Origin of the sequence: Mesorhizobium sp. KACC 23794 (assembly GCF_052180275.1) — a bacterium.
Classification (GTDB): Bacteria; Pseudomonadota; Alphaproteobacteria; order Rhizobiales; family Rhizobiaceae; genus Kumtagia.
Genome location: NZ_CP197465.1, coordinates 5,350,217 through 5,364,834, shown reverse-complemented (window position 1 = coordinate 5,364,834; position 14,618 = coordinate 5,350,217). Strand labels below are relative to the sequence as shown.

Sequence of the window (14,618 nt, the reverse complement as noted above, 5' to 3'; positions counted from 1 at the left end):
CAAGGTCCCGTTCTGGTCTATTCATTCCGATCCCGCCGCATGATATCGAACGCCGGAAACGATGCATTCCGAAACAGGCAGACCGATGCGGGTTCTTGTCATCCAGAATTACGACGGCAGCGGCTTGGGGCAGGTGGCGACCGCGCTCGACGAGGCGGGCGCCGAGATCGACCTGCGCATGGCGCATCATGGCGAGGCGCTGCCGGAAAATTCCGACGGCTACGATGCCGCGGTGATCCTCGGCGGCGGCCAGAACGCGCTGGCCGACGACGAGTACCCCTACATCCCGCCCTTGCTGGAACTGGCCCGCGATTTCTCGAACAAGGACAAGGCGGTGCTCGGCATCTGCCTCGGCAGCCAGCTTCTCGCCCGCGCCTTCGGCGGAAAAAACCAGATCGGTGGCGCGCGAGAGTTCGGCTGGTGTCCGGTGAGCCTGACCGACGCGGGCGCGGCCGATCCCGTGCTGCGGCATGCGCCGCGCGATTTCTCGATCTTCCAGTGGCACGACGACACGTTCTCGATTCCCGAAGGGGCGTTGCATCTGGCATCGAGCCATGTGGCCAGCAGCCAGGCGTTCCGCGTCGGCCGCGCCACCTACGGCGTCCAGTTCCATTTCGAGGCCGACCAGAAACTGGTGCGCGAATGGAACGCCGCCTTCGCCGACACCATTGCCCAGAAGCAGCCGCAGTGGCCGGCGCTCTACGAGGCGGAAGCGGCGCGCCACGGCCCCGGCGCCGACGCCGCCGGACTGGCGCTGGCCCGCGCCTGGGTGGGCATGATTTGAGGAAAATGCGGAAATGCGGGGACAGTTTACTTAATTCCGATCACCGCTCTCGCCGCATCACCGGCGGAACCCGGAATTAAGTAAACTGTCCCCGCATTTCCAAGTCCTCGCCGTGACATAAAAATCACGCTTCAAAACACTCTGCGCCAATGATGGATATTTGCGTGGCTTTGCGCGTTTGCCCAGCCTAGAAGGCCGCCTCTCGACGGGGTCTGAAACACAATCGTAACCGTCAACGCGTAAGAATTTAAGCAATTCCAACCGAGATCACCGCTTTGCGTTCCGCTCTCCTGTCCCTAGCAATGCTCGTCGCCATCGTCCTCTGCGGGCTTGGCGTTTATTCGGTGGACGCCAGCGACCAGGTGGTCGTCGACGGCTACGGCGTCGTCGCCGCCACGCACTGATCCTTCCCGGCTGGCCCGGCCGGGTTCTTCAAGAAAATCTAGACCTGCGCGGTGATCAGGCGTTTTTCAGCGCCATTGATCACAAGCGCCGTCAGCACGCCGGAGTGATAGGCGCCGGTATCGACGTTGACGCGATTGGCCAACACTTCCGGCTGGTCGGTGATCGTATGTCCATGCACGATCACCTTCGGATGCAGGCCCGAAAAATCGAGGAATTCGTTGCGGATCCAGATCAGGTGGTCGGGGTCCTGCCGGTTGAGCGGCACACCCGGCCGGATGCCGGCATGGCAAAAGAAGAAATCGCCGAACGACACCGAAAAGCCGAGGTCGAGCATGAACGCCCGGTGCTTTCCGGGCACCTCGCAGCGCAGTTCCGCCCAACTCAGGCGCAGCGCATCCGGACTGTGGAATTTCGCGTCGACGCCGTAGGATTTTGCCGTCTCCTTACCGCCGTAGCGGGCGAACAGCCCGCCGCCGTCTGGATCGTCGAGGAATTCCAGAAATCCCATGTCATGGTTGCCGGCCAGCGTGATGTTGCGCTCGTCGCGTTTGCGCGCCGCGATCAGGAAGTCGATCACGCCGCGCGAATGCGGCCCGCGGTCGACATAGTCACCGAGATGGATGATGCGCCAGTCGGCGACCCTGTCCCGCGCGATCTCGCCGGCGATGCGCTCATGCATCCGCTCCAAAAGGTCGAGCCGCCCATGCACGTCGCCGATGGCATAGAGGCGCATCCCGTCCGGCCCGCGAGCGTCGAGGAAATGCACGCCCCCGGGCCTTGACGCCGGAGACCTGTCGAGATGTTCACTGGCCATGTCTTGCCGTTCGCAGCGCCGATCGAGTTCAGCCATACCGTTAGGACTCGGAGACTGATATCCTGAAATTTCGTCCGCTTCGTGGATTTTTTCAGGGGTAGGTCAAACGCGCCAAAGTCGCTCGATGTCCTCCAGTGAACGCCCCTTTGTTTCGGGCACTTTGCGGTAAACCCATATCCATCCCAGCAGGCAAAGCGCTGCGAAAAGCCAGAAAGTGGCCGGCCTGCCCGCCACCTCGACGAGAGACAGGAAAAATTCGCTGACCAAAAAGGCGGCTCCCCAGTTCACCGCCGTCGCAATCGCAACGCCCCGGCTTCTGATACGGCTCGGAAAGATCTCGTTGATGACCGTCCAGACGACGGGGCCGAGCGAAAACGCAAACGACGCGATGAAGATGACGAGCGCCACGACCGTGATGATCGCGCCATAACTGACGCCATCGCCGGATGTCTCGACGAAATGGAAGGCGAAACCCACGGTCGCCAGGCTAACGCCCATGCCGACCAGTCCCGCCAGCAGCAGCGGCACGCGCCCGATCCTGTCGATGAATGCTATGGCGATCAACGTCGCCAGCACGTTCGTGGCGCCAATGCCCCAGGTTGTCGCGGCGGCCTGTGCCTGCGGCGTCGCAAAGCCCGAGGCGGCAAAGATCGGGTTTGCATAGTAGATGATGGCGTTGATGCCGGTGACCTGCTGGAATATGGCCAGCCCTATCCCGATCGCGAGCGGCTTTCGATAGACCGGCTGGAACACCTCGCGCCACGAAACAGCGTTGGTCTCCAGGCGCAGCGCGTTTTCGATCTCGCTCAATTCGGCCTGGTAGTCATCCTTGCCGAGAAGGCGCGCCAGAATGGTGCCCGCGGCCTCCCGCCGGCCCTGCTTGATCAGCCAGCGCGGCGATTCCGGCGCCATGAGCGCAAAGACGGCCAGCAATAGTCCGGGAACCGCAGCCAGACCCAGCATCAGGCGCCAGTCGGCGCCGTCCGAGAGCGCGCCGTTGACCAGATAGGCGAGAAAGATGCCGACGGTGATGGCCATCTGATAGGCCGAGACGAGGCGGCCTCTCCAGGCTGCCTGGGCCAGTTCGCTTCCGTAGAGGGGAGCGGCGACAGCGGCGACGCCGACCCCGAAACCGACGATCAGCCGTCCTGCAACAAGTACCGTCGTGCGCGGGGCCGACACCTGGATCAGCGCGCCCAGAATGAAAAGAACCGCCGCGGCCAAAACCGTCCTCTTGCGGCCGATGAGATCGGCGAGTTCGCCCGCCGCCAGCGAGCCGAACAAGGCGCCGAGCGTGACCCAGCTTGTGACGACTTCGATCAGCAGAGGGCTGAGGTCCAGTTCCTGCTTGATGCCGCTCAACGCACCCGAGATCACGCCCTGGTCGTAGCCAAAGAGCAGTCCCGACGTCAGGATCACGAGGACGACGATTGCAACGAGGGTGGTCGGGCTTCTTGCCCAGAATGCCGGAGCCGCGGAAGTCGAGGCCGATTGTGTCGCCATGATAGGTGCCTGAAGCGCGGATGGCGGAAACCGTATCAGAAAATCGTGCCGTTGCTACTGGCCCGCGCTACCGTCCCTCTGGGTGCAGCGTGGATATGGGCCAATCTTAAGGATGTCCTGGAATCTTTCGTCTTCCGCTATGAGGCTTTTGTGACGAGTCAGGAACTTAGAGACAGGACGAAAAATCTGGTTATGCGACACACCGTCGCGCAATAATCACCTGTGAGGTCCGTTGGTTTAGTCGTTCGTCGATTTGGTTCCGGTATCCGGGCTACCATTGTCGGGTTTTTGTATAATAAGCGCCTCAATCCGCTCACACTGGCCAAATTCCCGCAGAAAGTTGCCCGAAGCCTGCCTAACGCCTTCTCTGAAGGCATCGGAAGCGCATTTTGAGCGGTCAACGATAAGCCCTACACTGTCGCGCTCGTAGCGAAAGCACACTTCGTACATCCCGTCAGAGCAATGTAGCTGATCGCCCTTCTGTGAAATGAGGTCTCCGATCCCGTCGCCTCGCTCGGTCGTGAACGATCCCCCAATTACCTGGATCGACTGTATGGTTTTCCCGTCTCCGCTCTCGAAATAGAGTTGGATGTCGCCGGACACGACATTCACGCACTCCATGCAGTCCTCCCCGTAGGTGAACTGATATTCGACATCGAGTCCGGAGAGAAATTTTGCAATCCGGTCTCGCGAATACTCGTCACCAACATTGATCCAAGTGCCATAGGTGGTTCGGAAAATGCCGCGTTCGCTCAGCCTGAACGTCTCTGCACTGGCTGAGGTTACTTGCTCGCTCTGGGATTGGGCGAACTGCACGGTGGCCTGGCATTCGCGCAGGAGTGCGAGGGCTTTTGAGGATCCACGCAGGTTGAGGGTGAACCATCCATCATCCCCGAATTCCACGCGCAAGCCCGACGAAGCACCAAATAGATGATCCAAGAGGCCTGCTCGATCGGACTGAAACCTAAGATAATTGTCGGCCACGAACGTACCAGTTGCTGACAGCGCCGGTGCCTTGTCAAAATACATTGTTGCCTGGACGACTTGCCCGACGCTCGCACGGCCCCCATCTAGCCATCTGATGCCCAAGCCAATATCATTGGCCTTTGTAGCTTCGACCACAATTTCGGCTTTGCCATCAGAGAATCGCTGGACCATAGAACATGAGCCGGATTCTGCTGCACCAACCCAACCTGCGTGGGAAAAGCGCCGAAAGGGAGCAGGATTGAAGCACACCCTCGCTCGGTCGCCGATCCAACAGTTCCCGCTCTTTTCGAGGCGTCCGAGATCATCGTGAGCGTGGGGCGCATTGGGCGAGGCATTCCAGAAACCCCGCGCGATGCTTTGACTTTCCAAAATCAGGTAAGCAAAATAGGGTAATATGTTCTTGCCATCCGACCCCACCATGATGGTGTTGTCATTCTGCGAGACCGGGCAATCCCCCTCAACGTAGTACTTGCCGTCCACAGCCAGCACGCAAGCAGTCGCCGCAGAAGCCCGGTGGCCGAGAGACGTGCACAGCAGAAATATCGTCAATGCCAATGCTATCCGTAGCATACCCCGTACCTTCGACGCCTTTATCGATCAAAAGCTCCTTTCGCGTCGCCCGGCCTATCAAACCGTCCTGTGCGATCTCGCGCAAGGTCCCCGGCGACAGCTAATTCAATAGACAGCAAAGGTAGAGCCGCTCCGAATACGAGTTATTCCCCACGCCTAGCGACCACGCGCCTTGTTCCGGCCTCGCCGGACAGCCGCTGTTTCAACCGCAGCTTCGACACGCGCTGCCATTCGCCAGTACGCTCGGCCTGCGCCATCGCCTGTTCGATGAAACTGATGTGATCCATCGCCGCCTTGCGCGCCCCAGCCGGGTCGCCGGCCACCACCGCTGCATGGATGGCCCGATGCTGCTCAAGCAGTTTTTCGCGCGCGTCGGCGAGCGTGAAGACGATCAGCCGGTTCTCGAACACCCCGTCCGAAAGCAGCCGGTAGCAGGCGCGCAGCGTGTGCAGCAGCACGATGTTGTGCGCGCATTCGCCGATCGCATGATGGAACTCGACGTCGATCTCCGCCTGTTCGGAAAAATCGCCGCGCTCATGCGCCTCCGCCATGCGCGCCATGATCCGGTCGAGCAGGGCGCGGTCGTCGTCGGTGATGCGCCGCGCCGCATATTCGGCGGCGATGCCCTCGATCTCGCGGCGGTACTCGAGATAGTCGACCCGCGCCTTGGCATGGCTGACGATCAGCTCCGCCACCGGCGGGGCGAACACCTGGCCGACGACGTCGGCCACATGGGTGCCGCCGCCATGGCGGGTCAGGATCAGGCCGCGACCCTCGACGATCTTCAGCGCGTCGCGCAGGATCGGCCGCGACACTTCGAACAGCCGCGAAAGCTCGCGCTCGCCGGGCAGCCGGTCGCCGCTGCGCAGCACGCCTTCGAGGACGAGGCTCTCGATCTGCTGTACCACCTCGTCGGCGGTCCGCGAATGCTCGATCCTGGAAAAAATTTCGTCCAAAGCAGATCCCGTTCGGCAGCCATCCCGACCATAGGAGCTGGTTTTGCAATTGGTCAAATAAATTATCCAGTCAGCCTTTTTCGGCCTGTGAAACCGCTGGCGCTGGGCCTGCTCCGAAAGCTGTTCTGATAGACCCTCTACGTCAACGCGAAAACGATCCTGCGAGACGCCGTTATCGGCGAAATGGCCGCCTCGGCCGGAGAAAAAGACGCGAAAGTGAAGTCTATCGCGCGGAATTCGACGGACCACCGGGATAAACCCTTGTTCCTGCGAATTATTCGGGACTTCACGCGAAAACGTCGGCGGCACTTTGCTCGATGCCGCGCGGGGAGATGCGACGATGGGAGCGATGACGGAAACAGGCAAATTCAATGGCTTGCGGAAGAGATATCCGCAGATATTGCAACGCGAAAGGATTATTGTGCGATGCAACATCGTTCCGTGTTGGATTTTGTCTTTGCATGAGGCCATAACAGGGTGTTTCGCGGCCTTGGAGCGAGCCTGTGACTGCCGAGCAGCCCGACTTCGTTTCGTCCCTGACCGGCACGGTCATGGGTTTTCCCGCGCATGCCGACCGGGCCGCGGCCCTCGGCGAGGTGCATGCCCGCCCGCATCCGATGCTCGCCCACCCGCGTGTCCTGATCCAGCTCGCCTTCATGACCGAGGGTGGTTTCACCGTCGACCATGCCGTGCTCTGCGAGCTTTCGCGACGCCTCGGCATCGCCGCGCCGGATCGCCAGGCGCGCCACTACACCATGAACTGGGGGCAGGGGACGCTGCGCTGGGAGCGCCACACCGAATTCTCCACCTATCTCTGGGAAGGGCCGCTCGACGAGGCCGGCCGCCAGCCGGAGGACATGCCTTTCGGCAATGGTTTCAGCCCGCCGGGAGCCGTGATCTCCGGCATAAGGCTGGAGATTCGCGGCTGGACCAAGGCCGGCGAGGCGCTTGCCGGCGGCTTCGACCCGTCGGCGCTCTGCTATTCCTCAGTGGAAGGCGGCAGGGCCGCGATCGCCACCGATTTTCGCCAGGACGGCGACGGGCTGACCAGGATCGTCGTTCTCGATCAGGGCCTTACGCCGGCGCGCAGCGGCGCCCTGGCGCAACGATTGCTGGAAATCGAGACTTATCGGACGCTGGCCATGCTCGGCCTGCCGCTGGCGCAATCGCTGTCGGCGCGGGTGCGCCGCATCGAGGATCGGCTGGCTGCGCTGACCGCCGAGATGAAGGCCAGCCCGCGCCGCAACAGTCAGGAACTTTTGGCCGAACTGACCGAGCTTGCCGCGGAACTGGAGGCCGACGCCGCCTCCAGCCTCTACCGCTTCGGCGCCAGCCGCGCCTATGACGTCATCATCCAGGAGCGGCTGGACGCGCTGGGCGAGGAGGCGCTAGCCGGCGGCGAAACGTGGAAGGGTTTTTTGCAGCGCCGCCTGGCCCCCGCCATGCGCACCTGCCAGTCGGTCGAGAGCCGGCAGGAGAACCTTTCCGAAAAGCTCAGCCGGGCCACCACACTCTTGCGCACCTGGGTTGACGTCGAGGTCGAGACGCAGAACCGCGCGCTGCTCGCTTCCATGAACGACCGCGCCAAACTCCAGCTCCGCCTCCAGCAGACAGTCGAGGGCCTGTCCGTCGCCGCCGTCTCCTATTACGTCGTCGGCCTCATCGGCTACCTGGCAAAAGGCCTCTCCCTCTTCGGCCACGCCATCGCCCCCGAACTCGTGACCGCTGCTTCGGTGCCCGTCGCCATCGCCGCCGTGTGGTGGGGCGTGCGCCGAATTCGCCGCGCGCACAGCGAACATGGCCGGCCGCAATAGGTATAACTTATTGAAGTAAAAAGGCTATTTGCAACTTGCGAACTGCTGGAATTGCTGGTAAAAGATTTTTACCACTCGCCAGGACCGTGCAAAAATGTCCGGACTAGCCATGCCGACGCCCGATGCCGCAACGTTGCGGCGCCGCGCCGAGATCGTCGCTAATATCAGGCAGATCGTTCCGGGCGAGGGCGTGGTCGAGACCGTCAACGAGATGCGCGCCTTCGAGAGCGACGGGCTGACCGCCTATCGGCAACTGCCGCTGGTCGTCGTGTTGCCGGAAACCACGCGGCAGGTCTCGAAAATCCTGAAATATTGCGAAGAACGCAACATCCGCGTCGTGCCGCGCGGTTCGGGCACATCGCTGTCCGGTGGCGCGCTGCCGCTGGAGGATGCGGTGCTGCTGGTGATGAGCCGCTTCAACGAAATTCTGGAGATCGACTATCTCAACCGCGTGGCGGTGGTGCAACCGGGCGTCACCAATCTCGGCATCACCCGCGCCGTGGAGGATGATGGCTTCTATTACGCCCCTGACCCATCCTCGCAGATCGCCTGCTCGATCGGCGGCAATGTTGCGGAGAATTCGGGCGGGGTGCATTGCCTGAAATACGGGCTCACCGCCAACAATGTGCTCGGCATCGAGATGGTGCTGATGAATGGCGAGGTGGTACGGCTCGGCGGAAAACATCTGGATTCAGAGGGTTACGACCTGCTCGGCGTGATGACCGGCTCGGAAGGCCTGCTCGGGGTCGTCACCGAGGTGACCGTGCGTATCCTGAAGAAGCCGGAGACGGCGCGCGCCCTGCTGATCGGGTTTCCGACCAGCGAACAGGGCGGGCAATGCGTCGCCGACATCATCGGCGCCGGCATCATCCCCGGCGGCATGGAGATGATGGACCGGCCGGCCATCCACGCCGCTGAGGATTTTGTTCACGCCGGCTATCCCCTGGAATGCGAGGCGCTGCTGATTGTCGAACTGGACGGCCCCGGCGTCGAGGTCGATCACCTGATCGGGCTGGTCGAGGCGATCGCGCTGCGCAACGGCTCGACCACCTGCCGGATCTCGACCTCGGACCAGGAGCGGCTGTCCTTCTGGGCTGGCCGCAAGGCGGCGTTCCCGGCGGTCGGCCGCATCTCGCCGGACTATTACTGCATGGACGGCACCATCCCGCGCAAGGAACTGCCGCGCGTGCTGGCCGGGATGCGCGAGCTTTCGGAGCAGTATGGGCTGCGGGTCGCCAACGTCTTTCATGCCGGCGATGGAAACCTGCACCCGCTGATCCTCTACGACGCCAACAAGCCAGGCGAACTGGAAAAGGCCGAAGGATTCGGCGCCGACATCCTGCGGCTTTGCGTGAAAGTTGGTGGGGTGCTGACCGGCGAACACGGCGTCGGTGTCGAAAAGCGCGACCTGATGCCGGAAATGTTCAACGAGATCGACCTTGATCAGCAGATGCGGGTCAAATGCGCCTTCGACCCGAACCATCTGCTCAACCCGGGAAAAGTGTTTCCGCAGTTGCGGCGCTGCGCCGAGCTCGGGCGCATGCATATTTCCGGCGGAAAACTACCGTTTCCGGACATTCCGAGGTTTTAGGTGCTGTTCAAGCGCGAAACCTTGGAAGGTATCGAGCGAGGCGACGTGACGCTTGCCTTTCGCCGCTGGAAGCGTACGACCGTGAAATCTGGCGGACATGTCAGGACCGCGCTGGGTGTCGTGCGGATCGGCGCGATCGACCTGACGGACGCGGCGGCCCTGACGGAACGGGACGCGCGGGCATCCGGTTTCGCCTCACAGGCGGCGCTGCGAAAAATGCTTGGGCCGGAAAACGGCGATTCTGTCTATCGCATTGAGCTTGCCGGCATCGACCCCGACGGGCGGGTGGCCAAGCGCGAAGCCTCCGAGCCGTCCGAGCAGGAATGGGCCGATCTAAGATACCGGTTCGAGCGATGGGAAAAGGCCGCGCCAGGCTATTTCCCGTCCATCCTGAGCCTGATCGCCACGAAGCCGGCTGTCGCCGCCGGCGAACTGGCCACGGCGCTCCGGGTCGAGAAGCTGAAGTTCAAGCAGGACGTTCGCAAGCTGAAGGAACTTGGTCTGACCGAAAGCCTGGATGTTGGATATCGGCTGTCACCGCGGGGAGGGGTGGTTTTGGAGTGGTTTGAAGCGGGCATGGCGCTGCCGACGAAAGGTTTTACGCCATGACCACCTTTACACCCACATCCGCCGACGAAACTCTGTCCGTCATCCAATGGGCGGCTGCCGAAAACACCCCACTGGAAATCCTCGGCCACGGTTCGAAGCGCGGCATCGGCCGGCCGCCGCAGACGCAACATGCGCTCGACCTGTCGGGGCTGACGGGCGTCACGCTTTACGAGCCGGAGGAACTGGTGCTGTCGGCGAGGGCCGGCACGCCGCTCTCCGAGATCGAGAAACTGCTGGCGGAGCACGGCCAGGAACTCGCCTTCGAGCCGATGGATTTCGGCCCGCTTCTAGGCGGTGGGGCCGGGCGCGGGACGATCGGCGGCGCGCTTGCTGCCAACCTGTCCGGCCCGCGACGGATCAAGGCGGGGGCGGCGCGCGACCATATCCTCGGCATCCATGCCGTCTCCGGTCGTGGCGAGGCGTTCAAGTCGGGCGGCCGCGTGGTCAAGAACGTTACCGGTTATGACATGTCCAAGCTGATGGCCGGCTCGTGGGGCACGCTTGCCGTAGCGACCGATGTCACCTTCAAGGTGCTGCCTGCGGCCGAAACCGAGACGACGCTGGTGCTTTCCGGCTTGCTGGACGATGCGGCAGTGGCGGCCATGGCGGTTGCAATGGGGTCTTCGGCGGAAGTCTCCGGCGCCGCGCATCTTCCGGAGATGGTTGCCGCGCGGATCGGCGACGGTGAGCTTGCGGGCGGCGCGGCGACGTTGCTGCGCATCGAGGGCTTCGGGCCGTCCGTAGAATATCGCGTAAAACATCTGCGCGATGCCTTCGGCCGCGAGGCGCATTTCGAGGAGATTTCCGGTGACGGGTCCAAAGCGCTCTGGCGCGTGGTCAGGGACTGCCTGCCCTTCGCCGATGGCAGTGAAAAGCCGGTCTGGCGCGTCTCGATGGCGCCGGGCGAAGCGCACAAGGCGGTCATGGCGCTGCGCATGGAGGCGGCGGTGGAGGTTTTTTACGACTGGGCCGGCGGTCTGGCCTGGCTGCGCATGGAAGGCGACCCGGAAGCCGAGTTGCTGCGCGGGCTGATCAAAAAATTCGGCGGCGGTCATGCGACATTGGTGCGTGCCAGCACTACGGACCGCGCCGTTAGTCCGGTCTTCGAGCCCCAAGCACCGGCGCTGGCCGAGCTGTCCCGGCGGCTGAAGGAGCAGTTCGACCCGCAAGATATCCTCAATCCGGGGCGGATGGGGTAGATATGTCGTCTCATTTTGGAGATTAGCGATGGACGTCGAGGCTGTTTTGAGTTGCGATAGCGAAGTGATGTCTGGGGCAGTGGTTATTAAAGGCTCGCGCGTGACTGTTGACACGTTATTCTCTTATCTTTCGATCGAAGAATTTTTGGACAAATTTCAAACGATCGGGCGTATCGGAGCTGAATCGGTACTTGCCGTTGCCTTGCATGAGCTGAAACGTCATTTCCCGTATCGCACAAGCTGAGAAGCAACAAAAGATCGGAAGAGGAGCCGAGTCTGCAGCATGTTTCGTTGGAATTCCACACCCCTGATCATTTGTGGCCTCCTTGCGGGGTGCATGGCAACAGAACCAAATCCGCAACTTGTCTCAGCCGCAACCCCATCCGTTGCAACGACATCGATCATCAGTGGCGAGACGGTTCAGCAATGTTTGGCTGAGCAGCGGTTCATAAAGACAGTTTCGGTTGGAGAGCAGGGAATCTATAGCCCTGGGCTGACTTATGCTTTTGCCGAGCGTCTGCAGCGAGTGGCTAGAGATGGCGCGATCTATGCTCCACTCGTACGAGCTTATGAATTTCGTACGGCGGGAACAGGTTATTTGGGGACAAAGGTAGATGGCAGTTTTGCCTGCTACTTCGAGTTAAAGGACGGGAGACTTCGCTATCTCGCAACGTTGCAGGGAGGCCGGGACAATCGCGTCAACAGGCATGAGTTCGACCGCGCGACTTTGCAGGCCTACACAAAGATGTCCGGCAAGAGCCGGGCCGAAGTGTTATTCGGGGGGTGATGGGCGTCATGCAAACCACCTTCACCCCCGCCCAGCTCGCCGATCCGCATGTCGCGGAATCGGAAAAAATCCTGCGCAAATGCGTGCATTGCGGTTTCTGCACCGCGACCTGTCCGACCTATGTGACGCTCGGCAACGAACTGGATTCGCCGCGCGGAAGAATCTACCTGATCAAGGACATGCTGGAGAACGGCCGGCCGGCCGACAAGCAGATCGTCACCCATATCGACCGCTGCCTGTCCTGCCTGTCCTGTATGACCACCTGCCCGTCTGGCGTGAACTACATGCATCTGGTCGACCATGCGCGCGCCCATATCGAGCAGACGTACAAGCGGCCGCTGGCCGACCGGCTGATCCGGCAGGTTCTGGCCTTTACGCTGCCTTATCCCTGGCGGTTCCGCGCCGCGTTGTCGCTGGCGAAACTCGGGCGGCCCTTCGCCGGCCTACTGGCCGGTGTTCCGGCGCTGAAGCCGCTGACGGCAATGCTGAAGCTGGCGCCCGCATCCGTGCCGGCGGCTTCGCCTATGTCGCGGCCGGGCCGTCACGCGGCGACGGGCGAAAAGCGCGGCCGGGTGGCGCTGCTCACCGGTTGCGCGCAATCGGTGCTGGAGCCCGGCATCAACGAGGCGACGGTGCGGCTGCTCAACCGGCTGGGCGTCGAGGTCGTCGTGCCGGAGGGCGAGGGCTGCTGCGGTGCGCTGGTCCATCACATGGGCAAGGAGGACGCCGCGCTCGCCGCCGCGCGCAGCAATGTCGACGCCTGGACACGGCAGATCGAACAGGGCGGGCTCGACGCCATCGTCATCACGGCCTCGGGTTGCGGCACGACGATCAAGGATTACGGTTTTATGCTGCGGCTCGATACCGCCTATGCGGAGAAGGCAGTGAAGGTCTCAGCCTTGGCGAAAGATGTCACCGAATATCTGGTGACATTGGATCTGCCGGAGCCCAGCGTGAAGCCCGGCATGACGGTGGCCTACCATTCCGCCTGCTCCATGCAGCATGGCCAGAAGATCACGCGGCAGCCGAAGGAACTTCTGGCGCGCGCCGGTTTTGTCGTGAAGGAGCCGCGCGAGGGTCACCTGTGCTGCGGCTCGGCCGGCACCTACAACATTTTGCAGCCGGAGATTTCGGCGAGGCTGCGCGATCGCAAGGTCAGGAATATCGAGGCGACGGGCGCAGCACTTGTCGCCACTGGTAATATCGGCTGCATCACGCAAATCGCGTCGGCGGCGAAACTGCCGGTGGTGCATACGGTAGCGCTGCTCGACTGGGCCTATGGGGGGCCGAAGCCCGCCGACTTATCCTAAGGCAGGCCGTTAGTGGCGGTAGAATAAAACGCGCGCCAAATTTCAGGGCTTCCAAGATACTTTGCACCGCGCCGGCAACCCCTGTCAGCGCAGGCGGATCAGGCCCGCTTCGGTCGGCGCGAATTTGCAGGCGTCGAAATAGAAGTCGCGAAGATGCGGGTCGAAGTCGACATGCAGCCATTCGCATCCGCTGTCTTTTGCGTGGCGAACGGCCTCCGCCACAAGCCTTGCGGCGTGGCCACGGCGCCGCAGCCGGAGGACAACCATGGTGTCGAGCAGGAAAGCGTGGACACCGCCGTCCCACGCGACATTGACGAAGCCGACGAGTTCGCCCGACTGGCGCATGCAGACCCAGCCGAGACTGAACCGGTTCACCTGAGCCCACCAGTCGTCGTCGAACAGGCGATGGTCGAAACACGCGGCGTGCAGCGCGTTGAGTTCGCCATTGTCGAACGCCTCACGCCATTCCAAAATGGCGTCGCCTTGACCTTCCGAATCCGCCTGTCGCATGGCACCGTAATGCAAGCTGCCGGGCTGGGGGTCAAGCTTGCGACTCCGCACTGAACCGTTCGTCCGGAGCGGGCTGAGAGCCGCCATTCTGCGGCCAGCGCTCCAGCGCCTGCCGTCCGGCCTCGGTGACGTCGTAGACGCCCCGTTCCGCCCGCAAGAACCAGCCATAGACGTTGCGGCGCAGGATCGAGGCGGCCTTCGGCGCGCCGGGCCTCAGGTCGCGCGGCCGCTTCGGACCTTCGGCGAGGGCGGCGGCGCAGGCCAGCGCCTGCTGGCGGTAGGCGGTCATGATCGGGGCGCGCGACCCGCCGCCGGTCGCCGGATCGCCCTGGCGACGACGATGCTCGTCGACCAGCCGCGAGCGGCGGCGCGGATCGCGGCGCGGCGGCAAGGCGGCCGGGCTGAGCAGGAGTTGGACCTCGCCGTCGGCGGTGACGCCGAGCAGGCCGAAGCCGAGCCGCCGGCACAGATTGCGGAAACGCCTGTCGGCCTCTCGCCCCTTGCCGCGCGCCGACAGACGCGCCGCCAGCCACACTTCGTCGCTGGCGGCGGCGCGGTCGACGCCTTGCAGCAGCAGTTCGAGATTGAACTGCAGTTTCAATTCGCAAATGACGACCACCGGCGGCGTGTCGGGGCCGAGCGCCACCAGATCGCAGCCGCCGACCTCGCCCTTGACCGAATAGCCGAGGCCCTCGAGGAACTGTTTCACGGGCAGATAGAGGGCAGTTTCGAGCATCGCCTCGCCACGCGCTTGGAGACGCGACACTGGCCGATTCGGC

The 14,618-nt window shown here is 62.7% G+C and carries 15 protein-coding genes; 9 read left to right on the top strand and 6 right to left on the bottom strand.

What is annotated here, in order from left to right:
• The first annotated feature begins 85 nt into the window (after positions 1–85).
• Together ACSBOB_RS26295 and ACSBOB_RS26290 are read left to right on the top strand one after the other, a co-directional pair.
• Positions 86–784 carry a type 1 glutamine amidotransferase gene (locus tag ACSBOB_RS26295; RefSeq protein WP_442579000.1) on the top strand — a complete coding sequence of 233 codons (699 nt, stop codon included), beginning with the start codon at positions 86–88 and terminating at the stop codon, positions 782–784.
• A 275-nt stretch (positions 785–1,059) separates the two neighbouring features.
• Positions 1,060–1,188, top strand: coding sequence for a hypothetical protein (locus ACSBOB_RS26290; RefSeq protein WP_442578999.1), 129 nt, complete (start codon positions 1,060–1,062; stop codon positions 1,186–1,188).
• Positions 1,189–1,226: 38 nt separating this feature from the next.
• On the opposite strand, the gene ACSBOB_RS26285 is transcribed toward ACSBOB_RS26290, so the two are convergent.
• The 4 genes from ACSBOB_RS26285 to ACSBOB_RS26270 form a co-directional block, all read right to left on the bottom strand.
• On the bottom strand, positions 1,227–1,922 hold the full coding sequence (locus ACSBOB_RS26285) for a metallophosphoesterase (protein WP_442583834.1): 696 nt from the start codon (positions 1,920–1,922) through the stop codon (positions 1,227–1,229).
• A 183-nt stretch (positions 1,923–2,105) separates the two neighbouring features.
• Complete coding sequence (locus ACSBOB_RS26280; RefSeq protein ID WP_442578998.1) at positions 2,106–3,506, bottom strand: sugar porter family MFS transporter; 1,401 nt, start codon at positions 3,504–3,506, stop codon at positions 2,106–2,108.
• A 237-nt stretch (positions 3,507–3,743) separates the two neighbouring features.
• Entirely contained in the window at positions 3,744–5,042 is a 1,299-nt protein-coding gene (locus ACSBOB_RS26275; protein WP_442578997.1) for a hypothetical protein, read from the bottom strand.
• A 164-nt stretch (positions 5,043–5,206) separates the two neighbouring features.
• A complete protein-coding gene (locus ACSBOB_RS26270; protein WP_442578996.1) occupies positions 5,207–6,019 on the bottom strand; it encodes an FCD domain-containing protein in 813 nt (270 codons plus the stop codon).
• A gap of 551 nt (positions 6,020–6,570) precedes the next feature.
• Between ACSBOB_RS26270 and ACSBOB_RS26265 the strand changes: the two genes are divergently transcribed.
• From ACSBOB_RS26265 to glcF, 7 genes are all read left to right on the top strand, one after another.
• Positions 6,571–7,833 carry a DUF3422 family protein gene (locus tag ACSBOB_RS26265; protein ID WP_442583833.1) on the top strand — a complete coding sequence of 421 codons (1,263 nt, stop codon included), beginning with the start codon at positions 6,571–6,573 and terminating at the stop codon, positions 7,831–7,833.
• A gap of 94 nt (positions 7,834–7,927) precedes the next feature.
• Positions 7,928–9,424, top strand: a complete 1,497-nt coding sequence (locus tag ACSBOB_RS26260; RefSeq protein ID WP_442578995.1) for an FAD-linked oxidase C-terminal domain-containing protein — start codon at positions 7,928–7,930, stop codon at positions 9,422–9,424.
• Positions 9,425–10,033 carry an ASCH domain-containing protein gene (locus ACSBOB_RS26255; RefSeq protein WP_442578994.1) on the top strand — a complete coding sequence of 203 codons (609 nt, stop codon included), beginning with the start codon at positions 9,425–9,427 and terminating at the stop codon, positions 10,031–10,033.
• Positions 10,030–11,232: a glycolate oxidase subunit GlcE gene (gene glcE, locus ACSBOB_RS26250; RefSeq protein WP_442578993.1), complete on the top strand. Its 1,203-nt coding sequence runs from the start codon at positions 10,030–10,032 to the stop codon at positions 11,230–11,232. Before ACSBOB_RS26255 ends, glcE begins: the two co-directional genes overlap by 4 nt.
• A 28-nt stretch (positions 11,233–11,260) precedes the next feature.
• Positions 11,261–11,476 carry a DUF433 domain-containing protein gene (locus ACSBOB_RS26245; protein WP_442578992.1) on the top strand — a complete coding sequence of 72 codons (216 nt, stop codon included), beginning with the start codon at positions 11,261–11,263 and terminating at the stop codon, positions 11,474–11,476.
• A gap of 93 nt (positions 11,477–11,569) precedes the next feature.
• Positions 11,570–12,019, top strand: coding sequence for a hypothetical protein (locus ACSBOB_RS26240; protein WP_442578991.1), 450 nt, complete (start codon positions 11,570–11,572; stop codon positions 12,017–12,019).
• An 8-nt stretch (positions 12,020–12,027) separates the two neighbouring features.
• The gene (gene glcF / locus ACSBOB_RS26235) at positions 12,028–13,329 is read left to right on the top strand and encodes a glycolate oxidase subunit GlcF (RefSeq protein WP_442578990.1); all 1,302 of its coding nucleotides are present in this window, start codon (positions 12,028–12,030) and stop codon (positions 13,327–13,329) included.
• Positions 13,330–13,413: 84 nt separating this feature from the next.
• On the opposite strand, the gene ACSBOB_RS26230 is transcribed toward glcF, so the two are convergent.
• Positions 13,414–13,839 (bottom strand): GNAT family N-acetyltransferase, encoded by a 426-nt coding sequence (locus ACSBOB_RS26230; RefSeq protein WP_442578989.1) that lies wholly within the window; start codon positions 13,837–13,839, stop codon positions 13,414–13,416.
• 31 nt (positions 13,840–13,870) lie between these two features.
• Positions 13,871–14,575: a DUF2161 domain-containing phosphodiesterase gene (locus ACSBOB_RS26225; protein ID WP_442578988.1), complete on the bottom strand. Its 705-nt coding sequence runs from the start codon at positions 14,573–14,575 to the stop codon at positions 13,871–13,873.
• Between the last annotated feature and the right edge of the window lie 43 nt (positions 14,576–14,618).